Source organism: Pseudarthrobacter sp. TE9888, from assembly GCF_056279345.1.
Map to the genome: position 1 here is coordinate 794247 of NZ_JBWBRD010000002.1, position 20746 is coordinate 814992.

Sequence of the window (20746 nt, forward strand, 5' to 3'; positions counted from 1 at the left end):
GCAGCTACTGTGCGTTCGACCCAGGCCCGGACGTTCCAGCGTCCGCCCGCCGTCGGCCTGCCAGTTCGCCGAACCGGTCAACTGCCTCCTGGGCGGCACGGTACATGGCGGGGTCCGACCAGGGCGCACGCGCCCATGCGCTCACGGCGGCAAGCGCCCCGGCCAGCAGCGTGGCGGAATGATCGCCTGGGGCTCCTTGGGCCAGGACGGCCTTCCGATCTTCTTCCAGGGTGTCCGCCATGGTCCGGGTACTGACCCGCTGCCAGACATCAGGGATGGCATCCACGTCGGTCAGACGCTCCCGGAGCGGCCAGTTTCCGACGAATCGGGCCACCCAGGCCTGGTGCCGCGGCTTATAGTCCTTGATGAACTTCCGCCTCTTCCACGTCGGGTAGGCGCCCAGCACGAGGAGGCACGGGACGAGGACTGCCAGCGCTGTCAGCACCCAGCCGGCCTGTCCGGCGTCCCCGTCCTGGACCGCATGCTTGTAGAGTCCCAGCATCACTCCCGCGGTGATGGACCCCAGGATCCAGGTGACCGCCAGTATGGTGCTCCAGCGTTCCTGTGCCTTGGTGGGATACAGGGCCGGTGCCGGTTCGGCAGCCACCCGGGCTTCCGCTTCTGTGAGGCCGGTGTTCAGGAGCCTGCTGGTGCCTGCCCCCGGCATCCCGGATTTGTCCGGCACTTCCACGTAGACGGGCGGCAGGCCCGTCAGGTCCTGCGCGGCCAGGTTCAGCTCCGCCATGTTCCCCCATCACCTTCGTTTCCCGTCGGCCCTTTGGGGACGCGCCCTCAGAGTCTACGGTTAGGCCGGCTCAAGGCGGGTAGTCCTTAGACTTGCCAATGGACGTTAATGCCGGGACCTGATGAAGGAGCGAAATTATGAGTGGAGTAGTGGTTGTAGGGGTGGACGCCAGCCCCTCTGCGCGGAAGGCAGCGGAAGTTGCGCTGGACCTGGCCGAGTCGCTGGGGGCCTCACTGCACGTGGTGACCGCCTTCGAAATGGAGAACGCCGAAACCTTTGGCGTTGGCTCGGACAAGGTGAGGATTTCCAACGCCGACAGCTCCGAGCTCGTGGCAAGGTCCTTGGGCGCATCCCGGCCGGGAGTGGAAATTACCCACTTCGCAGCCCGCGGCAAGCCTGCTGATTCACTGATCAAGGAAGCCATCCGCCTGGACGCCCGGGTGATCGTGGTGGGCAACCGCAGGATGCGCGGCATTGGCCGGCTCCTGGGCAGCGTCGCCAACAGCGTGGCGCACAACGCCCCGTGCGACGTGTACATCGCCAATACCTACGAGGACTGACCTGCTGACGCAGGAAGGTGGGCGGACGACGGCGGACCTTCCCGCCGTCGTCCGCCCACCTTCTTTGCGTGGTCAGGCGCCGTATTCCTCGTCGGTGACGTGATCGAGCCAGGTGACAACCTGCCCGTCAGCATCCGCTTCATGCATGGCGACGTGCGCCATGAAGCGCTCCGGCGTTGCCCCGTGCCAGTGTTCTTCCCCCGGCCCGATGTAGACCACGTCGCCGGGACGGATCTCCTGGATCTCCCCGCCGCGCCGCGCTACCAGCCCCACCCCATCGGTGACGTAGAGGGTCTGGCCCTTGGGGTGGTGGTGCCAGGCGGTGCGCGCACCGGGGGCGAACCGGACGTGCGCGCAACCGATGGCTGACTGTTCATCGGGGTTGCGGATGCCGTCAATCTGCACGGTGCCGGTGAACCATTCCTTCGGTCCGGCTCCTGTCTGGCCGCCGCTCTTGGTGTACTTCATGTTCTCCTCCTGTTGTTTGGGATGGATTGAAACTTTTGAGACGGTCAGGCGGGCCGGTCCGTGAACCTGGCCGTCAGGCCTGCGAGGACCGACGAAACCGCCAGGATGGCTGCACCCGCCAGGAAGGCCCCGCCATAGCCGACGGAGTCGAAGAGCACGCCGCCCAGCGTGGAGCCGACCGCGATCGAGGTCTGGACCACGGCCACCATCAGGCCCCCACCGGCCTCGGCGTCGTGCGGCATGGCCTCCGCGATCCAGCTCCACCAGCCCACCGGGGCGGACGTGGACATCAGTCCCCAGAAGCCCAGGAGCACCACCACGGCGGCAAGCCAGCCGCCGGACGGAACGAGGGCCGCCGCGATGACCGCCATCAGTGCGGGAATGGCCACCAAGGTCCGGTACAGGCCTTTGCCCAGGAAACGGCCAATCAGCATGGTGCCGGCAAAACCCGCCACACCGATCACCAGCAGCACCAGGGATACCGTGGCCACATCAACGCGGGTCACTGTCTCCAGGAACGGACGGATGTAGGTGAACAGGACGAACTGCCCCATGAAGAAGGACCCGCAGGCGGCCATGCCCCAGGCGACGGTGCGGCTCTTGAATGCGGCGAAAATCCCGAAAACGCTGCCCGCCGCCCGCGTCCCGGCCTTCATTGAGGGAAGGCTGATCCATTGCCAGACCAGGGCGAGCACCGCCACGGGAACCAGGCAGAAGAACGCTCCACGCCAGCCGATGACCGACCCCAGGTAGCTGCCCAGGGGCGCGGCCAGGACGGTGGCAAGGGCGTTGCCGCCGTTGAAAATGGCCAAGGCACGCGGCACCTGGTGTGCCGGCACGAGCCGCATGGCGGTTGCTGCGGACATGGACCAGAACCCGCCAATCACCACGCCAATCAGGGCCCGGCCGACCATGAAGAGCAGGTATCCCGGGGCCATCGCCACCAGGGCCCCGGAGACCGCCATTAACGTGGTCAGGCCCAGGGAGGAGCGCCTTGCGGTTCATGTTGCCGGCCAACGCGGATACGGACAGGCTGGTGAGGACGGCAAACAGCCCGGAGATGGCAATGCCCTGGCCTACCATCCCCTCGGAGACCTGGAGTTCGGCGGCCATGGGGGTCAGCAGGCTGACCGGCATGAACTCGGATGCGATGAGCGCGAAGACGCACAGGGACATGGCGAAGACGCCGCCCCAGTGCGCGGGGTGTTGCGCGCCGGGTTTTTGGGGCGCGCTGGTACTGGTAAGAAGTTTTTCGGGGGCCATGGTTTCCATCAAACCGTGCCGCCGCGGCCCTAGCGAGGGCCCTGCTGAAACGGGTTTTGCCAGACCCCCTTTAGCGCAGCCCGGCGGGGCGCCGAACCTCCCGGGGCCGGGCGTTCTCCGGTTCCGGCGGCCGCGGCTTATAGACCCAGGCCACCAGCACCACGGAAATGATCATCAGCAGGAACCAGGCCACGAGTTTTTCCAGGCCCACCGGGTGCCAGCCGTCCACCTGGCTCGGGTAGAGCCACGCGCCGGACCATGTGGCGATGTTCTCGGCCAGCCAGATGAACAGCGCCACCAGCAGGAAGGACACCACCAGCGGCATGCGGAACTCCCGCCGGAAGACGCGGAAGTGCATCACGCACCGGCCAAAGATGAGCACGACGGCGGCGAGCAGCACCCAGCGCAGGTCCCAGATGTAGTGGTGGGTGAAGAAGTTGGCGTAGACGGCGGCAGCGAGGACCGCGGTGACCCAGCGGCGCGGGTAGGCAGCGAAGCGAAGGTCGAACAGCCGGTAGACGCGCACCATATACGAGCCCACGGCGGCGTACATGAAACCGCTGAACAGCGGTACGGCACCGATGCGCAGGACGCCTTCGGCCCCGTAAGACCAGGAACCCATGTCGGTCTTGAACAGCTCCATCACCGTGCCCACCAGATGGAACAGGACGATCACCCGCAGTTCGCGCAGCGTTTCCAGCTTGAACGCCACCATCAGGATTTGGATCACGACGGCGGCGACGGTCAGGAAGTCGTTGCGCGCCAGCCCTGCACCGTCCGGATACCAGAGCCTGGCCGCCATCAGCACGGCCAGGAGTGCAGCGCCGAAAATGCAGGCCCAGCCCTGCTTGAGTCCAAAAACAGTGAATTCAGTGAGCTTGGCCTTGGCACCGTTGGCGGGGGCCGTGGCCAGGAAGCGGTGGGCGCGTTCATCGATCCGCCGCTCCAAAGGGGTGGAACTACGCACGGATGCCTTGGTGCTGCGCAGCCTGCGGGCTCCTGCGGAGGTCCTTTTCCAGTTCGGCCAGGCAGTAGTCCTTGAACCAGTGCCTGATGCGCAGCGGAAGCATGGGGTAGGCCACCGCAAGGATGCGCCAGGTCCGGTCGTAGCGGCGCTGGTGGCGGTCGCTCCAGGCGAGGCCGAAGTCCTTGCGCAGCTGCTCGGGGAGGAGCCCCGCGGTGAGGAACCTCGCCGACGGCATGATGGCCCGGTACCAAAGGGCAGTGTGCTTGGGGAACAGCAGGCCGCGGCCCACGCGCACACCCTCTTCCTCGGCGTGGAGGGTGGCGACCTGGTCTTCCCAGTAGCGGCCGAAGGCGGCCCGGTCTTTTGGCCACATGTCCGGTGGAAGCTGCAGCGCGGTGCCGATCCGTGAGTAGTCCTGGTACATCGCGTCTGCGGCGGCGTCCTCGAGCGGGCCGTGGATCTTCTCGATGATGGTCAGCGCAGTGTCGTACAGCGTGGCTGCCACCCAGAGCTGAAGTACCGGGTCGAAGGCGTTGTAGCCGGCGGACGATCCATCCTCCGGACGGCGTACCGGGACGTGGGCACGGTTGACCCTGCGCCGGACCTCCTTGACCTGCTCTTCGGTTCCGTACACCACGCCGTACACGTAGGTGAGCGTGCCCTTCAGCCGGTTGACGGGCCGTTGGGTGAACGTGCTGTGCGCTGCCACCCCGCGGCCGATCGCAGGGTTGGCCAGCTGCAGCAGGATGGCCCGTCCTGCCCCGGCGAGCAGGATGCCTTCTGCCCGGTAATCGGCAATTCCCTGCACCATGGGAAAAGGCTACCGGAGTGCTGCGGCAGCGGGACGGGGACTTTCGGCCCGTCGTCGTGCGTGCCGTGCGTGCCGTTGCTGCCCATGGCTTAGTATCCGTCGCCACGCACCGGCCGCAGCGACGTAATCATTTGCCTGATGTCCGCGTACTCGGCCGTTTCCCGGTACTTCTTCGCCAGTTCCGGATACGGCAGCGAGGGGTCACCGGGAGTTGTGTTGTTCCGGGGATCGTAGAACGCACCAAACATGGCGCTGGTGGGCGGCCACCGGAAGAAGTGCAGGATAGGGCAGGCGGACGGTCCGGTTGGGTCCGGACCGGAGGTGATGCCGTAACCGGCTGCCTGGACACCAGGCGGCCCGGGCGTCCCGGCGTCTCCCCTGGTCTCAAACACGAACTGCGGCACCACACCTTCCAGGGCAAGTTCCGGAATGCCTGCGGCGTCCAGCACTTCATACGGGTACTTCTGCGTGCAGGACGATCCGATGGCCATGTTCGTCCGCAGCGTCGCCATGAGCTTGCCGGCCTGATTTCGAACCTCCGCAAAGACGCCTCCGCCCTCGGGCAGTTCCCCCGCGGGATCGGTGACGCTCCAAGCGGCGGGCAGATCGAACGCCATGGTGTGGTCCGCCGTCTGCACCGTGGTCCACCCCGCGGTTCCGGGCGTGCTGTCTCCGCGCTCCCCCGGCAGGCCGGCGGAGGCCGTGGTCGTCGACATCGGTCCCGGGGCGGTGGCGGTGCCCGGTTCGGAGCTGGTGGCGGAGCCGGATGAGGACGACGGCGGTTGCTGACTTCCCGGCTGCGGCGAGCAGCCGGCCAGGACAAGGGCAGCCAGCGATGCTGCCGAAAGTGCCTTGAAAAACCTGCGCACCTTCCCAGTGTGGCGCGGCATGTCCGGGCGGAGGAGGGCCGGAGGACCCGACCTGTTACCTCCCCCGCCCGGTTCGGGCGTTACCGCTCCAGCAGGGACACGTCCCGGACGGCGCCCTTGTCCGCGGAGGTGGCCATGGCGGCGTACGCGCGCAGCGCAGCGGACACCTGCCGGTCCCGGTCCTTAGGCTTGTAGCCGCCGTTGATCAGCAGCTTTTCGCGGCGCTCGGCCAGGAGCTCATCGGAGACCTCCAGTTGCAGCGAGCGCTGGCTGATGTTGATGCTGATGATGTCGCCGTCCTCCACCAGCGCGATGGTTCCCCCGGACGCAGCCTCCGGGGAGATGTGGCCGATCGACAGGCCGGAGGTGCCGCCGGAGAAGCGGCCGTCCGTGATGAGGGCGCACTTCTTGCCCAGGCCGCGGCCCTTGAGGAAGGACGTGGGGTAGAGCATTTCCTGCATGCCCGGACCACCCTTGGGGCCTTCGTAGCGGATCACCACCACGTCGCCTTCCTTGATGGACTTGTTCAGGATCTTTTCCACGGCTTCGTCCTGGGATTCGCAGACCACAGCCGGGCCGGAGAAAGTCCAGATGGACTCGTCCACGCCGGCGGTCTTCACCACGGCACCATCCACCGCGACGTTGCCGCGCAGTACGGCCAGGCCGCCGTCCTTGGAGTAGGCGTGCTCCACGGAGCGGATGCAGCCACCTTCAGCGTCGGTGTCCAGGGAGGTCCACTCGTTCGACTGCGAGAACGCGGTGGAGGAACGGACCCCGCCGGGAGCCGCGTGCCACAGGGCCTGCGCTTCTTCGGTGGCTTTGCCGCCGCGGATGTCCCAGTCGTCCAGCCAGCCGTCCAGGTCGTTGGAGTGCACGGAGTGGACGTCCTTGTGCAGGAGGCCGCCGCGGTTCAGCTCGCCCAGCAAGGCGGGGATGCCGCCGGCGCGGTGCACGTCCTCCATGTAGTAGGTCTTGTCCTTGGCCACGTTCGGGGCCACCTTGGCCAGGCAGGGCACCTGGCGGGACTTGGCGTCCATCTCGGCCAGGCCGTAGTCCACGCCCGCCTCTTGGGCCGCGGCCAGCAGGTGCAGGATGGTGTTGGTGGAGCCGCCCATGGAGATGTCCAGGGCCATGGCGTTGTCGAACGCCTTGGCGGTGGCGATGGAGCGGGGCAGCACCGACTCGTCGTCGCCGTCGTAGTAGCGCTTCACGAGCTCGACGACGGTGGCGCCGGCTTTCTCGTACAGCGCCTTGCGGGCGGTGTGGGTGGCCAGCACGGAGCCGTTGCCCGGCAGGGAAAGTCCGATGGCCTCGGTGAGGCAGTTCATGGAGTTGGCGGTGAACATGCCGGAGCAGGAACCGCAGGTGGGGCAGGCGTTCTCTTCGATGAGGTTGATGTCCGCGTCGGAGATGGACTCATCCACGGCGTCGGCGATCGCGTTCACCAGATCCAGGGAGCGCACGGAACCGTCGGTCAGGGTCACCCGGCCGGCCTCCATGGGGCCGCCGGAGACAAAGACCACGGGGATGTTCAGCCGCAGGGCTGCCATGAGCATGCCGGGGGTGATCTTGTCGCAGTTGGAGATGCACACCAGGGCGTCGGCGCAGTGGGCGTTGACCATATACTCCACGGAGTCGGCGATCAGGTCGCGGGACGGCAGCGAGTAGAGCATGCCGGAGTGGCCCATGGCGATGCCGTCGTCCACGGCGATGGTGTTGAACTCGCGCGGCACGGCGCCGGCGGCCAAGATGGCGTCGGAAACGATCCGGCCCACCGGAGCCAGGTGGGTGTGGCCGGGGACGAACTCGGTGAAGGAGTTGGCCACGGCAATGATGGGCTTGCCGATATCGGAGTTGGCAACGCCGGAGGCGCGCAGCAATGCGCGGGCTCCGGCCATGTTGCGGCCGTGGGTGACTGTTTTTGAGCGAAGTGCAGGCATGCTTACCATCCTGCTGGTTCGGCGTTCAGGGCGGAAGACAGCCCTGCTACTAGTAGTAGGAGTACCAGAGTAATAGTATTTGGGAGTGAACAATCCCGGACGGCGCAAGGAACTCGGCCTCTTCCTGCGGGCCCGGCGCGACCAGGCGCTGCGGGCCGACTACGGCCTCCCGCCCGTGGGCCGCACCCGTGAGCGGGGGCTCCGCCGCGAGGAGGTGGCGTTCCTTTCCGGCGTCAGCGTCACCTGGTACACGTGGCTGGAGCAGGGCCGGGACATCAGCCCCTCCCGGCAGGTCCTGGAGGCCATCAGCCGTGCGCTGCATTTGTCGAGCACCGGCCTGGGCTACGTCCTGTCGCTGGGTGGCTACGCGTCCGCGGCCCCTGCCGGGCCGGCCGCAGATACTGCCCCGCCCCACATCCAGCGCCTCCTGGACGCCCTCGATCCCAATCCGTCCTTCGCGTTGTTTCCGGACTGGGGCGTGGCGGGGTGGAATACGGCCTACGCGGCGCTGTATCCCAATATCGCCACTGTGCCGGCGGCAGACCGGAACCTGTTGTGGCTGGTGTTCACCGACCCCTACGTCCGGAACCTCCTTCCCGACTGGGACACCACCAGCAAACGGTTCCTGGCCGAGTTCCGGGCCGAAACCGGGCAGCGGCTGGGCGATCCTGACATCCAGTACCAGGTGGAACGGCTCAAGGAGGCGAGCCCGGAGTTCCGGCAGGGCTGGGACCTGTACGACATCCTGGGTTTCGAATCCCGCGAGCGGCTGTTCCACCACCCCGCGGTGGGGGTGCTCCAGCTGGAACACCACCAGGTGTCCCCCTCGGACCGGCCGGACCTGCACATCGTGGTCTATACGCCGGCCCCGGGCAGCGATGCCGCGGCGCAGATGAAGTCCCTGCTGGCGGGGGCCTAACCCGGCTGCGCCGCGAGGTAGGCGAGCGCGGCTGCCGCCTGGGCCCGCGTGGCCACGGCGAGGGTGGGGTGGACGGCGGGAAGGAACGACGGCGAGTGGTTGGCCGGGATGTCGGCGTCCACCGTTCCGTTCGCCACCGCCCGCCGGTAGGTTTCCGGCGGCACGGAGCCCACCACCCAGTACACGTACGGAATGCCGAAGGCGTCGGGAATGCGGCTGAAATCCTCCGACGCTGTCTGCGGGGCAGTTTGATACACGGCATCCGCGCCGAAGGCCTCCGTGAAGGCGGCGGTGACCCGCGCGTTGGCTTCCGGATCGTTGCTGGTCAGCGGGTACTGGTCGTAGTACTCGAACTCCGGTTCCTGCGGCGAGCCCGCAGCTGCGCACTCACCCCGGACGATCCGCTCGATCGCCGCCATGATGGCGGTCCGCAAGTCAACGTCGTAGGTGCGGAGGTTGAGCAGCAGCTCGGCCCGGTCCGGGATGATGTTGGCCGTGGCACCCGCCCGCAGGGACCCAACGGTCAGGACGGCGAACTTCCCCGGCATAGTTTCACGGGACACCACGGTCTGGAGGCGGAGGACGATCGAGGCGGCGAGCACCACTGGATCAACCGCCTTATGCGGCATCGAGCCGTGGGCGCCCCGGCCGTGGACAGTGATCCGGACCGAATCACCTGCCGAGAGGATGGGACCCGGCGTGGTGCCGATGGTTCCCGCCTCGGTGGGCATGACGTGCTGGGCCAGCGCCACGTCCGGCCGCGGGATCCCGGCGGCCAGGCCGTCGTCGAGCATTGCCTGCGAGCCCGCCGCTGTTTCCTCCGCCGGCTGGAAGAGGGCGGCGTAGGTTCCCCGCCAGGCATCCCGATGGCCGGCGAGGTACTTTGCCGCCCCGAGCAGGGCCACCACGTGCATATCGTGCCCGCAGGCGTGCATCACCCCCGGGTTGGCGGAGGCGTAGCTTGCGCCTGTTGCCTCGGCGACCGAGAGGGCATCCATGTCGGCCCGGGCCAGGACGCCGGGACCTGCCCCGTTGGCAAGCACACCCACCACACCGGTACCGCCAAAGTGCCGGACATCGAAGCCCCAGGCGGCCAGCTTCTCGGCAACGGCTGCGGAGGTCTGGTGTTCGGCGAGGCCGAGTTCCGGATTCCGGTGGAGCTGTTCGTAGAGCGGGACCTGCCAGTCCAGCTCCTGCCCGATGCCGTCCGCAGAGTTATTGGCCAGTTCCATGTGAAGGCTCCTTCCGGCCGGCGGCAGCCGGCCCCTCACGGCCACCATAGGCAGCACCCATGGATGGTGTCCATGGGCAACCAAAAGCGGCCGGCGGCGGGAAATCCCGACGCCGGCCGCTCTTGCCCATGGACGCTAGGCCAGCACCCCCTGCCGCACGACGGCCGGCTTGAACTCTGCACCCGCGCCCGGGAATACCGGCACCTCGATCCGTGCGTGGGTGTGGACCTCGGTGACCGTGGCCTTAGTGTGCCGGGCAATGTTCTCCATGCTGGTCACCCACATGCCGTCCATTGCCTTAACCCGCTCCATGAGCTGCTCCAGCGCGACGGCCTTGGAGGGCCGGCCGGAAATGAAGGGGTGGTTGGTGAGGACGAAGCAGCTGCCCTGTGAGTGGTGTGCTTCGGCTTCAAGCGTCCACATTTCCAGGACCTTCGCCGGGCTCTCGATCACGCCGCTGCCGGTGACTCCGGGGTAGAACGCGTACTGCTCCCAGTCGTCAAGGGTCCAGTCCACGGGGATCTCGACAATGTCCCGGGGATCGTCCGCGGCGACGGCGAAGCGGTAGGGTGCATCGCCGTCGAGCAGGCTCGAATCGTAGAGGAAGCCGCGGTCCGCCAGGAGGCCCGGAGAGTGCCAGTTGAGCTCCCACCATGGTGCCCGGTAGCCCGCAGGCCGGACACCTGCGACTTTGGCGAGGGCCTCCAGGCCGCGGTCGATGTAGCTGGCCTCGGTGGCGGCGTCGATGCCCTGCATGGGCTCGTGCAGGTAGCCGTGGTGGGCCACCTCGTGCCCGCCGTCGACAATCTGCCGGACCACGTCGGGGTAGGACTCGGCGGTGAAACCGGGGATGAAGAAGGTGGCCTGGATTTCCTGGCGGGCCAGGATGGCGAGCAGCCTCGGAACCGCGATCTTGGGGCCGTAGGACTGGTGGCTCATCAGCGACATGCGCCGGGTGCTGGTGGGATCGTGGGCGATGGTGCAGGACTCGGCGTCCACATCGAAGGTGAAGGTCGCTGCGGCCTTGAAGCCTTCGGGCCAGGTGATGGGGTGCAGGGGGTCCGCGATGGCGGGCTGGTTCACGGGAAATCCTTTCGGCGGGCGCTGGGCGCCCGCCTGGTTCTACGGGATGGTGAGCTTAGAGGGCGGGAAGGGCGGGCGTGCTTTCCGTCCCTTTGCTCTCTGCTTCCGGAGCGCCTGCGGCATCAGGGGCGGCTGCGGCCTGCTGCGTGGTGCGCGGCTCGATGGCGAGGTAGCGGATGTGCTGGCGCGGTCCGAGGATGGCGTACACCCCGGCGCTGGTCAGGCCGCCGGCCAGCCAGGACAGGTCCCAGCCGCCCAGGGCCACGGCGATGGGGCCCTGCATGATGGGGATCAGTCCGTACATGAACAGCCACGTTGCGAAGATCCCGGCCACAAGGGAGATGACGCCGGCGAAGTTGACCACCGGCAGCCGCTTTGTGCCGACGCCGTCGAACAGCCGATCGGTTCCGCCCGGCCAGCGCTTTTCCAGCCAGAAGTAGTGCACCAGCATGATTCCGCCCCAGGCGGCCACCCAGGCCACCAGGCCGATCAGCCAGGCGTCGAGTACTGCGGCGAAGTCCTCCTGGAAGATGAAGAAGACGACGGCGGCGAGCGAGAAGACGCCGACGAACAGGTTCAGCTTGCGGCGGCTGATGGAGATGTCCAGGGCCTGGGTGGCCACGGAGAAGGTGTAGATGTTCAGGATGTTGGTGGCAATGGGGCCGTGGAGCACCATCAGCAGCACTGGCAGCGCCATGGCACCGAAGTTCAGCACGATCAGTTTGCCGGGATCGATCTCGCCGCTGTTGGTGGCGAGGCTTGCACCCAGGACACCGAGCCACACGACGGGGATGAACTGCCCCAGTACCGAAGCGAGGTAGACCTTTTTCTTGGGGACGCTGGTGCTGACGAACCGGGAGTAGTCCGCGGCGTAGGTGAACCAGGTGATGCCCCAGCCGATGCCGATGGCGGTCATGACGGCGCTCATGGCGGCGATGCGCTCGGAGCCTTCCAGGACGGCGCCGGCAGGACCGGCGTAGCTCCAGTCGATGTCCATGCCGAACCATGCCACCGCGGACATGACGGCCAGGATGAGGATGGTGGGCGGCACGGTCCATTTTTCAAAGGCGGCAATCGCCTTGTAGCCAAACCAGGCGATGGCCACCTGGAGCGCCATGATGAAGGTCGCGACGCCGATCTTCCAGCCATAGTTGGGGGCGTCCGGGTCAACCCAGCCGAGGGTTCCGAAGAGTGCCATGACCAGGTCCAGGATGATCCAGGTGTTCACCGCGCACCAGCCGATGACCAGCAGGGCCTGGATGGCGGCCGGCAGGTAGTTGCCGCGCCGGCCGAATGCCGCCCGGGCCAGGACCATGCCGGTGGCTCCGGTCTTTTGTCCGAGGAGGACGAAGCAGCCGAAGAGCAGCATGCCGATCAGGTTGCCCAGCACCAGGACGGTGATGGTGTCCGCCAATCCGAGTCCCAGCTGGATGCCGAGTGCCCCCAGCACCCAGTTGATGGGTGCCAGGTTGGCGCCCGCCCAGATCCAGAACTGGCCGGATACCTTGCGTGTGCGTGCTGATTCGGGGATGGGCTGCAGCCAGGCTTCGTGGTCCACGGCGTTGTGGTCCTGCGTGGCCGGGTCAGGTTGGCCGTGCGTGGCTGTTGAAAGCTTTTCTTGCATGGGGGCCTCCGTGAGGTGGATAAGTACAAATAAGGCTATGTGGCCCTCATCACAAGCAACAAGATACAATCTGTCGAACAAATCCTCCTACTACGTTACGGACTGTCGTGTCAGTGTTTCTTGGCGAAATACTCGCCCACCCCGCCCTTGCCGCCGCAGATCCAGTGGTCCACCCGGAAGGGGCCATGGCCGACGCGCAGCCGGTCCGCTGGGTGCACTCCAGCGAAGTGCTGGACATCGCTCCCCTGCTGCGCGGCGGCGAACTGCTGCTCTGCGGCGGAATCACGCTGGCCACCGCCTCCCCGGCAAAACGCGAAGACTACGTCCGCGGGCTGGCGCAGCGGGGCGTCGCAGCCCTGGCCATCGAGACCGGCGGGGCGCTGCCGGAAATCCCTGCGGACATGCTGCAGAAGGCGGAGGAATACGGCCTTCCCGTCGTGGAACTGCGGAAGGTGGTCCCGTTTGTCGGCGTCATGCAGGCCATCAATTCGATGCTGGTCAGCGAGTCCGTGGGGCACCTGCAGCAGGCAGATGCCGCGACGCGCGCCATGGCGGCCGAACTCGCCCACGGTGCGGCACTGGACAAGATCCTTGGCGTGCTGGCCGGCATCACCGGGTCAGCCGTAAAACTCACCTCCCCTTGGGGCGTCACCATGGGCAGCGCCGTTCCGGAGGGCTGGAACGACGGGGTGGACGCGGCTGCCGGCGAAGGAACAGCGGACGACGACGGCACGGGGACCGGTGGGCACGGCGGCTTCTACGCGGTGGCCGGCGGAACGGTGATCACCGTGGACATCCCCGTGCGCGGGGTCCTGATGGGGCGGCTGGAGGTGCATGTGCCCGATGTTGCGGACACGGCCCTTGCGCAGGTGGCCGGGGAGCGGGCCGTGGACATCCTGGGCCTGGCACTGCTGCAGCACACACCCCCGGGGCTGCATGCCCTGGCGGGTGCCGAACTGATGCGCGCCGTGCTCAATGCCGCGCCGGAGTGGCGCCTGGAGCAGCTGGCCCCCGCTGCGGGTTTCCCCACGGACTCCCCCGCCGTGGTGGCAGCCATCCATGCGGCGGCACCGCAGGAGCTGCGCGGCGCCGTCGAAAATTTCCTGAGCTCACAGCGGATCCCGTGCGCCGCCTACCTCGACGACACCGAACTGGTGGTGATGATCGGGCTGCCGTGCACCGAAACTGCCGGTGCGCGGCGGCAGCTCCTGGAATCCCTCCGGGACCTGGAGGGTGACCACGATGCCGTGATCGCCGTGGGTCCGCTGGCTGACGGGGTGGCGGAGGCGGCCTGGTCACTGGCGGAAGCCCGGCGGGCCCTGGAGGTACGGCAGATCCAGCGCCGGAACGCATCGGCGCGCAGGCGGCACCCGGCACGCGGCCTGGTGGTGCTGGACGCCCAGGACACCGCCGTGGAAAGCCTCGCCCTGACCTGCCTGGACCCCTCATCCCGGGAGGCGTTCGTCAACCGGCAGTTGCGGGCAGTCCTGGAACACGATGCGCAGCGCCAGTCCCAGCTGCTCGAGACCCTGCAGGTGTGGCTGGACTCCGGCTGCAACACCGCGCAGTCGGCGCGCGAACTGCACCTGGAACGGCAGTCGATGCACCATCGGCTGCAGCGGATTTTCGACCTGTGCGGCGGTGATCCGCGCGGCACCGGCAGGCTGGCGGCCCTGCATCTGGCGGCGCGGATGGCCGGGCTGCCCTGACCTTGGACCGGCGCCGCAGAAGGGCTGCGGCCGTAGGTAGCCCACCGACAGGCTATAGGGGCACTAATTAGGGGGTGCCCGGAATTGTTTCGGGTGCCCCGAGCAACAACACTGATCGGATCAGGAATCGGTGGCGGCTTTCACCTTGGGGGCTAAATTGAAAAAGAATCCGTTCTTCCGTGGTCTGTTGACAGCGGCGTTGATTGCTCTGGGTGTGCTGGTGGCACCGGTGCCGGTATCCGCCGCGACAGGCGATGTCGGTGTTGAAGGCCCGTCGCATGCCGGTACTGCGACCCCCACAGGCACCAAGCGCGCCACGAGCGTGTTGTGGTTCAACGACGGATTCTGGTGGGGGAATTTGTGGGACACTTCCTCCGCCAAGTTCCACATCTTCAGGTTCAACGCAGCCACGGGTTCCTGGGTGGACACCGGCGTGGCGACGGAGTCGCGGGCCAACACGCATCATGACGTGCTGTGGGACGGGAAGACGCTGTACGTTGCAAGCTACCGCTTCGTAAATGACGAACTGCCGGCTGAGCCAAACTTCCCCACAACGATGCGCCGCTACAGCTACGACCCCGGCACCAAGAAGTACACGCTGCTCGGTTCCAGCCAGATCAACAATTCCAAAGTCGAAGTCCTGACCATCGACAAGGACTCCACCGGCAGGGTGTGGTCCACGTGGCAGGAGGACAACAAGATCTACCTGAACGTGACGGCCACTGACGGCAAGACGTGGGGTACCCCGTTCCAGGTTCCGGGATCGATGAGCAACGTCTCCGTGGATGACACCTCGGCGGTGATTTCCTTCGACGGGAACATCGGGGTGATGTGGAGCCGGCAGATGGGGGACTCCACCGATGGAATGTACTGGAGCTACCACGTGGACGGCGAATCAACGACGGCCTGGAGCACTCCCGTGGCTGCGGTGTCCGGGCAGCGCAGCAGCGATGACCACATGAACCTGAAGTGGCTGGACTCCTCCGGCGGACGCGTCTTCGCGGCGATCAAGACCTCGTACACGTCCCCGTCGCAGCCCCAGATCCAGCTGCTGGCCCTGAGCGGCACAACATGGTCGGCGCATACAATCGCCACCGTCGCCGAGTGCCCCAACCGGGTGATCGTCATGATCGACGAAAGCACCCAGCGGCTGCGTACCTTCGCCACCTATCCCAAGCCGTCGGGCACCACCGACGCCGGCGTCTGCACCGCCTCGGGCGGCGCAATCTACGAAAAGTCCACGCCCCTGGACAAGATCAGCTTCACCACCACCAAAACGGCCCGGATTGTCGATGCCGACCAGTTCGTGCACAACGTGACGTCGACGAAGCAGAACGTCAACAGCTCTGCCTGGGGCACTGCCAACAGCGGCCTCCTGCTGCTGGCAGATGCCAATGCCACCAGCCAGTACTGGCACTACTACGACCCGACCGGTGGCGGCAGTGACACCACGGCTCCGACCGTGACGGCCACGTCTCCCGCCGCGGGTGCCTCCGGCGTGGCAGTGACAGCCAATGTGACGGGCACGTTCTCGGAGGCCATGGACGCCTCCACAATCACCGCGGACACGTTCACGTTGACCGACGGAACGGCTCCCGTGACCGCGGCAGTGTCTTACGGCGCCGCCGGCAAAGTTGCAACCCTGAACCCTGACGCCGACCTTGCAGCGGGGACCAAGTACACCGTCACGATCAAGGGCGGTACCAGCGGTGTGAAGGATGTTGCCGGGAACACCCTGGCCGCGGACAAGACGTGGACTTTCACCACGGCTGCGTCCGCACAGACTCCGATCGCCATAAAAGCAGAGTCGCTCAATGGCGCCCTTGGTGCAGCCACCACCCCCGAGGTGTACGGCCTCAAGGACAACGGCGGCTACCAATGTTTTGAACGCGGGTGCATCCTCTACTCGCCGGCAACGGGGGCCCACATCTCCGTCGGTGCGATCCGGGGGCTCTGGGCAGCCACCGGGTTCGAAAACGGCGGCCTCGGCTACCCGACCACCGACGAAGTGGGCGGCCTCAAGGACGGCGGCGTCTACCAGAACTACCAGGGCGGCGCCATCATCTGGTCACCGGCCACCGGAGCCCACATCTCCGTCGGTGCGATCCGGGGGCTCTGGGCAGCCACCGGGTTCGAAAACGGCGGCCTCGGCTACCCGACCACCGACGAAGTGGGCGGCCTCAAGGACAGCGGCGTCTACCAGAACTACCAGGGCGGCGCCATCATCTGGTCACCGGCCACCGGAGCCCACATCTCGGTCGGCGCGATCCGGGGGCTCTGGGCAGCCACCGGGTTCGAAAACGGCGGCCTCGGCTACCCGACCACCGACGAAGTGGGCGGCCTCAAGGACAGCGGCGTCTACCAGAACTACCAGGGCGGCGCCATCATCTGGTCACCGGCCACAGGAGCCCACCTCTCCGTGGGCGGCATCCGCTCCATCTGGGCCTCCACCGGGTATGAATCAGGCCGCCTCGGCTACCCCACCAGCGATGAGTACGCGACGGGCAATGACGGCAGCGTGGCCCAGAACTACCAGGGCGGCGTTATCCACTGGAGCCCCACCGGCTCCTACATCACCTGGCGATAGGGGCTGCGCCGGCCGGCCGCGTCAGCTGGCCGGGCGGCCCCCCAGCCGCGTGGTGACCTTGGCCGCAGCGGCCATGCAGGCCTCGCCGAGGCTTTCGAACTGCTCTTTGGACACCCGGAACCGCGGCGCTGGAATCAGGACGGCCGCCACCACGTCGCCGCGGTGGTCCCGGACGGGCGCGGCCACGCCCACTTCGTCCATGGACGATTCGCCGTAGTTCCCCGCCCATCCCCGCTGCGCAACCTCCTGGAGCCGGGCCTCGTAGGCTGCCAGGCCGTCGTCGTCCAGCCCCGGGAAGGTGATGGTGCCGCTCCTGAGCAGCTCCCGCACCCGCTCGCCCGGAAGGGTGGACAGGAAGACCTGGACGGAAGCGCTCATGGCGTCACGGTAGCGGGCACCCAGCGGGGTGGTGTGCTTGATCTGGTGGTGGCTGGCGATCTGCTCCACGCAGATGGCTTCGTCTCCGTTCCAGAGCATGAGGGCGCTGGTCTCTCCGGTCTGCTCGGTCAGCTGCCGCAGGACGGGATAGGCCACGCGGCGCTCCTCCATCTCGGCCAGCAGTGGCCCAGCGACGGCAATGAGCCCCAGGCCCAGCCGGAACCGCTTGGTTTCCGGGTCGCGCTCCACCAGGTTTTCCTGCTCGAACGTGGCCAGGATCCGGGAGACACTGCTCTTGTGCATGCCCACCCGGTTGGCAATTTCGGTGACGCCCAGCAGGGGTTCGTCGGCTGTGAAGGTGCGCAGTACGGCGATGGCGTTGACGACAACGGAAGCGCCTTTGGCATCAGTCCCGCCATTGGTGCCGGCTCCGTTGGCGCTGGTGTCGGAGGTCTTTGCAGGAGTCATGATGGAGACCATCTTTCCCTATTGTCGGGGATGGACGCCGAAGCGGCGCCGTGGTGCACGGCGCCGCTTCGGCTGTTCAGTTGGTTATCCCTTGACGATGTTGTGTTCCGGGCCGAACGGGAACTTGGTGATGTTCTCCACCGAGTTGTCCTCGCCGATGACCAGGATGTCGTGCTCGCGGTAGCCACCGGCTCCGGGCTGGCCGTCAGCCACGGTGATCATGGGCTCCATGGAGACCACCATGCCCGGCTCCAGGACCGTATCAATGTCCTCGCGCAGCTCCAGGCCGGCTTCGCGGCCGTAGTAGTGGCTGAGGACGCCGAAGGAGTGGCCGTAGCCGAAGGTGCGGTTGGCCAGCAGTCCGTTGCTGATGTAGATCTCGTTCAGTTCGGCGGCGATGTCCTTGCACACGGCGCCGGGCTTGATGAGTTCCAGGCCGCGCTTGTGGACCTCGACGTTGATGTTCCACAGCTCGAGGGAGCGTTCGTCCGGCTGGCCCAGGAAGAGGGTGCGCTCCAGGGCGGTGTAGTAGCCGGAGGTCATCGGGAAGCAATTGAGCGAGAGGATGTCACCCTGCTGCAGCTTGCGGGTGGTGGCCCAGTTGTGGGCGCCGTCGGTGTTGATGCCGGACTGGAACCATACCCAGGTGTCGCGGACTTCCCGGTCCGGGAAGGTCCTGGCGATCTCGTGGACCATGGCTTCGGTGCCGATCAGGGCAACTTCGTACTCGGAGATGCCTTCGCGGATGGCGTTGCGGATAGCTTCGCCGCCCAGGTCGCCGATGCGGGCACCGTGCTTGATGACTTCGATTTCCTCGGCGGACTTGATCATGCGCTGGCGCATGGCGTCCTGGGAGACGTCCAGCATCTGGGCGCCGGGGAAGGCGGCGGCGATCTTCTCGCGGGTCAGGCCCGGGAGGAAGTCGTCCTCGACGCCCAGCCGGGTGGCCTTGACACCGCGCTGGTGCAGGGCTTCCTGGAGACCGAAGAAGAAGTTGTCGCGGCGCCAGTCGGTGTAGACGATGTTCTCACCGTAGGAGGTGCGCCACGGCATGCCGGCGTCGATGTTGGCGGTAACGGTGACCGAGTCGTCGGCGGTGACCACCAGGGCGTAGTTGCGCCCGAACGTGGTGTACAGGAAGTCGGAGTAGTACTTGATGCCGTGGTAGCTGGTGAGGATGACCGCATCCAGCTCCTTGGCGGCCATGATCTTGCGGAGGCCGCCAAGGCGGCGCTCGAATTCCGCGTCGGAGAACGTGAGCTTGCCCTTGGTGCCGTTGTGCAGGACCTTGAGGCGCTCGAGTTCGGCGATGGAGGAGGCGTTGTCGGCAGTGATAGTCACGGGTGGTGCCTTTCTAGTGGGTGCCAGCTGCTCTTGGTGCAGTTGGTTGGTTTGCGTCGTGAGGTTGGTCTGTGGTGCCCGGAGGGGTTTGGGGCCCTGGTCAGAGGTGCTTGAGGGGCTTCCGGGAGGTTTCGGCGGCGAAGAGCACGGCCGTGAGGGACACGGCAGCTGCGGCCACGAGGTACCAGCCGGGTGCCAGCTTGCTCTGCGTCAAGCCGATGAGCAGGGTGGCCATGAAGGGTGCAGTGCCGCCGAACAGCGCATTGGAGAGGTTGAAGCTGACGGCGAAGCCGCTGTACCGGACTTTGGTGGGGAACAGTTCAGCCAGGAAGCTGGGCAGCGTTCCGTCGTTCAGGGTGAGCATGCCACCCAGCAGGATCTGGACCAGGACAATCACCAGGAAGTTGCCGGTGTCCAGCAGCATGAAGGCCGGAACAGTCAGCAGCATGAATAGGACGGACGCGGTGATCAGCATGCGCTTGCGGCCGAACCGGTCCGAGGCGAGTCCCGTGAGGAAGATGAAGCCGATGTAGCTGGCCAGCGCGATGGTGGTCGCCAGGAAGGACTCAGTGGGACCAAAGCCCAGTTCCTCGGACAGGTAGGTGGGCATGTAGCTGAGGATGACGTAGAAGCCGACGGCGTTGAGCAGCACCGCGCCACAGGCGATGACCAGCTGTTTGCGGTAGGTCCGGAACATGTCCAGCGCGGGGGCTTTGGGAGCGGATTCTTCCTGCTCGGCCAGGGCGCGGAAAGCCGGGGTGTCCTCCAGCTTGGTGCGGATGTAGCGGCCAATCAGTCCCATCGGGGCGGCCAGCAGGAACGGCAGCCGCCATCCCCACTCGTGCAGTTGGTCGGTGCTGAGGACCGAGGTGAGGAGCGCCGCGATCAGGGAGCCGAGGAGCAGGCCGGCGGCGGTGCTGGCGGGCACGACGGCGGCATAAAGGCCGCGGCGGTTGGCCGGAGCGTATTCCACCAGGAAGGCTGATGCTCCGGCGTATTCGCCGGCTGCGGAGAAGCCCTGGACCACGCGGACCAGTAGCAGTAGGACAGGGGCCAGCATGCCGATCGTGCCGTATCCGGGGATGAGTGCGATGCAGAACGTGGAGACGGACATGATGACGATTGAGAGGGACAGCGCCTTGCGCCTGCCCAGCTTGTCGCCGATATGCCCCCAGAAGAAGCCGCCCAGGGGACGGACGAAGAAGGAGATGGCGAAGACGGCGAAGGTAGCCAGCAGCGCGGTCTGCCTGTCTGCTTCGGGGAAGAACACCGACGATATGACGGCTGCGAGGTAGCCGTACACGGCGTAGTCGAACCACTCGACAAAGTTGCCGATGAAGCTCGCGGTGACCACCCGGCGTCGAACGTCCTTGCCGGCAACGACGTTATCCATGCCGCCACCAGCCCCCGCTGGAGCGTTGGCGTCAGCGGCAACCACTCCTGCCTGGGGTGAGTTTTGTTGGGTACTCATGAAACCACCAATGATGTTGGAGTTGCATTGCTTGCAACTTGGTTGTTTCAAGATAGGCCGTGATGTAAGGCACAGTCAAGGGTTTTTTTCAGCATTAAGTCGCGACTTATACCTGTTGACGCAGGACAAGCGCCCGCAAGCAGGTTCTATTGGATGCAACGACGCATGTTGCACTAAGAACAACAGCGTTGTTTTTGTGGAGGCCTTCTGGACGCTGGACGCGGTTCCGCAAGAATGGATCCTTGAGTCGCTGCACCAGCAGCCGCCGTTGGACATACTGGGCTCGACAACGAGGGGCCTAAAGACTCGGG

Annotated in this window: 17 protein-coding genes; 4 read left to right on the forward strand and 13 right to left on the reverse strand. The window is 66.4% G+C overall.

Going from position 1 to position 20746, the window contains the following annotated elements:
- Window positions 1-4: 4 nt before the first annotated feature.
- Window positions 5-745, reverse strand: a complete 741-nt coding sequence (locus tag ACZ9J7_RS04365; protein ID WP_476207323.1) for a hypothetical protein — start codon at window positions 743-745, stop codon at window positions 5-7.
- 137 nt (window positions 746-882) lie between these two features.
- Between ACZ9J7_RS04365 and ACZ9J7_RS04370 the strand changes: the two genes are divergently transcribed.
- Entirely contained in the window at window positions 883-1305 is a 423-nt protein-coding gene (locus tag ACZ9J7_RS04370; RefSeq protein ID WP_476207325.1) for a universal stress protein, read from the forward strand.
- A 72-nt stretch (window positions 1306-1377) separates the two neighbouring features.
- Here the strand turns inward: ACZ9J7_RS04370 and ACZ9J7_RS04375 are convergent, their stop codons facing one another.
- From ACZ9J7_RS04375 to ilvD, 6 genes are all read right to left on the reverse strand, one after another.
- Window positions 1378-1773 (reverse strand): (R)-mandelonitrile lyase, encoded by a 396-nt coding sequence (locus tag ACZ9J7_RS04375; RefSeq protein WP_476207327.1) that lies wholly within the window; start codon window positions 1771-1773, stop codon window positions 1378-1380.
- A gap of 44 nt (window positions 1774-1817) precedes the next feature.
- The gene (locus ACZ9J7_RS04380) at window positions 1818-2738 is read right to left on the reverse strand and encodes an MFS transporter (RefSeq protein ID WP_476207329.1); all 921 of its coding nucleotides are present in this window, start codon (window positions 2736-2738) and stop codon (window positions 1818-1820) included.
- Window positions 2739-3106: 368 nt separating this feature from the next.
- A complete protein-coding gene (locus ACZ9J7_RS04385) occupies window positions 3107-4003 on the reverse strand; it encodes a DUF817 domain-containing protein (protein WP_476207331.1) in 897 nt (298 codons plus the stop codon).
- On the reverse strand, window positions 3996-4814 hold the full coding sequence (locus tag ACZ9J7_RS04390; RefSeq protein ID WP_476207333.1) for an oxygenase MpaB family protein: 819 nt from the start codon (window positions 4812-4814) through the stop codon (window positions 3996-3998). The genes ACZ9J7_RS04385 and ACZ9J7_RS04390 overlap by 8 nt, the downstream gene beginning before the upstream one ends.
- Before the next feature lie 89 nt (window positions 4815-4903).
- The gene (locus tag ACZ9J7_RS04395; protein ID WP_476207335.1) at window positions 4904-5683 is read right to left on the reverse strand and encodes a hypothetical protein; all 780 of its coding nucleotides are present in this window, start codon (window positions 5681-5683) and stop codon (window positions 4904-4906) included.
- A gap of 80 nt (window positions 5684-5763) precedes the next feature.
- A complete protein-coding gene (gene ilvD / locus ACZ9J7_RS04400; RefSeq protein WP_476207337.1) occupies window positions 5764-7623 on the reverse strand; it encodes a dihydroxy-acid dehydratase in 1860 nt (619 codons plus the stop codon).
- A gap of 85 nt (window positions 7624-7708) precedes the next feature.
- On the opposite strand from ilvD, the gene ACZ9J7_RS04405 reads away from it, so the two are divergent.
- On the forward strand, window positions 7709-8542 hold the full coding sequence (locus ACZ9J7_RS04405; protein WP_476207339.1) for a helix-turn-helix transcriptional regulator: 834 nt from the start codon (window positions 7709-7711) through the stop codon (window positions 8540-8542).
- Here the strand turns inward: ACZ9J7_RS04405 and ACZ9J7_RS04410 are convergent.
- The 3 genes from ACZ9J7_RS04410 to ACZ9J7_RS04420 form a co-directional block, all read right to left on the reverse strand.
- On the reverse strand, window positions 8539-9774 hold the full coding sequence (locus ACZ9J7_RS04410) for an amidohydrolase (protein ID WP_476207341.1): 1236 nt from the start codon (window positions 9772-9774) through the stop codon (window positions 8539-8541). The genes ACZ9J7_RS04405 and ACZ9J7_RS04410 overlap by 4 nt on opposite strands.
- Window positions 9775-9909: 135 nt before the next feature.
- Entirely contained in the window at window positions 9910-10857 is a 948-nt protein-coding gene (locus tag ACZ9J7_RS04415) for a polysaccharide deacetylase family protein (RefSeq protein ID WP_476207342.1), read from the reverse strand.
- A 55-nt stretch (window positions 10858-10912) separates the two neighbouring features.
- Window positions 10913-12481 carry a purine-cytosine permease family protein gene (locus ACZ9J7_RS04420; RefSeq protein WP_476207344.1) on the reverse strand — a complete coding sequence of 523 codons (1569 nt, stop codon included), beginning with the start codon at window positions 12479-12481 and terminating at the stop codon, window positions 10913-10915.
- A gap of 107 nt (window positions 12482-12588) precedes the next feature.
- Here ACZ9J7_RS04420 and ACZ9J7_RS04425 point away from each other — a divergent pair, with 107 nt between their 5' ends.
- Both ACZ9J7_RS04425 and ACZ9J7_RS04430 read left to right on the forward strand, forming a co-directional pair.
- Entirely contained in the window at window positions 12589-14190 is a 1602-nt protein-coding gene (locus tag ACZ9J7_RS04425) for a PucR family transcriptional regulator (protein WP_476207346.1), read from the forward strand.
- A gap of 157 nt (window positions 14191-14347) precedes the next feature.
- Window positions 14348-16777: an Ig-like domain-containing protein gene (locus ACZ9J7_RS04430; protein ID WP_476207348.1), complete on the forward strand. Its 2430-nt coding sequence runs from the start codon at window positions 14348-14350 to the stop codon at window positions 16775-16777.
- A 21-nt stretch (window positions 16778-16798) separates the two neighbouring features.
- On the opposite strand, the gene ACZ9J7_RS04435 is transcribed toward ACZ9J7_RS04430, so the two are convergent.
- From ACZ9J7_RS04435 to ACZ9J7_RS04445, 3 genes are all read right to left on the reverse strand, one after another.
- Complete coding sequence (locus tag ACZ9J7_RS04435) at window positions 16799-17623, reverse strand: IclR family transcriptional regulator (protein WP_476207350.1); 825 nt, start codon at window positions 17621-17623, stop codon at window positions 16799-16801.
- Between the two features lie 84 nt (window positions 17624-17707).
- Complete coding sequence (locus tag ACZ9J7_RS04440) at window positions 17708-18964, reverse strand: aminopeptidase P family protein (RefSeq protein WP_476207352.1); 1257 nt, start codon at window positions 18962-18964, stop codon at window positions 17708-17710.
- 100 nt (window positions 18965-19064) lie between these two features.
- Window positions 19065-20435 (reverse strand): MFS transporter, encoded by a 1371-nt coding sequence (locus ACZ9J7_RS04445; protein ID WP_476207354.1) that lies wholly within the window; start codon window positions 20433-20435, stop codon window positions 19065-19067.
- Between the last annotated feature and the right edge of the window lie 311 nt (window positions 20436-20746).

Coding starts and splice junctions, on each gene's coding strand:
- ACZ9J7_RS04410 (WP_476207341.1), bottom strand. CDS start 9,774: ATGGAACTGGCCAATAACTCTGCGGACGGCATCGGGCAGGAGCTGGAC.
- ACZ9J7_RS04380 (WP_476207329.1), bottom strand. CDS start 2,738: ATGGCGGTCTCCGGGGCCCTGGTGGCGATGGCCCCGGGATACCTGCTC.
- ACZ9J7_RS04370 (WP_476207325.1), top strand. CDS start 883: ATGAGTGGAGTAGTGGTTGTAGGGGTGGACGCCAGCCCCTCTGCGCGG.
- ACZ9J7_RS04365 (WP_476207323.1), bottom strand. CDS start 745: ATGGCGGAGCTGAACCTGGCCGCGCAGGACCTGACGGGCCTGCCGCCC.
- ACZ9J7_RS04435 (WP_476207350.1), bottom strand. CDS start 17,623: ATGACTCCTGCAAAGACCTCCGACACCAGCGCCAACGGAGCCGGCACC.
- ACZ9J7_RS04375 (WP_476207327.1), bottom strand. CDS start 1,773: ATGAAGTACACCAAGAGCGGCGGCCAGACAGGAGCCGGACCGAAGGAA.
- ilvD (WP_476207337.1), bottom strand. CDS start 7,623: ATGCCTGCACTTCGCTCAAAAACAGTCACCCACGGCCGCAACATGGCC.
- ACZ9J7_RS04420 (WP_476207344.1), bottom strand. CDS start 12,481: ATGCAAGAAAAGCTTTCAACAGCCACGCACGGCCAACCTGACCCGGCC.
- ACZ9J7_RS04390 (WP_476207333.1), bottom strand. CDS start 4,814: ATGGTGCAGGGAATTGCCGATTACCGGGCAGAAGGCATCCTGCTCGCC.
- ACZ9J7_RS04445 (WP_476207354.1), bottom strand. CDS start 20,435: ATGAGTACCCAACAAAACTCACCCCAGGCAGGAGTGGTTGCCGCTGAC.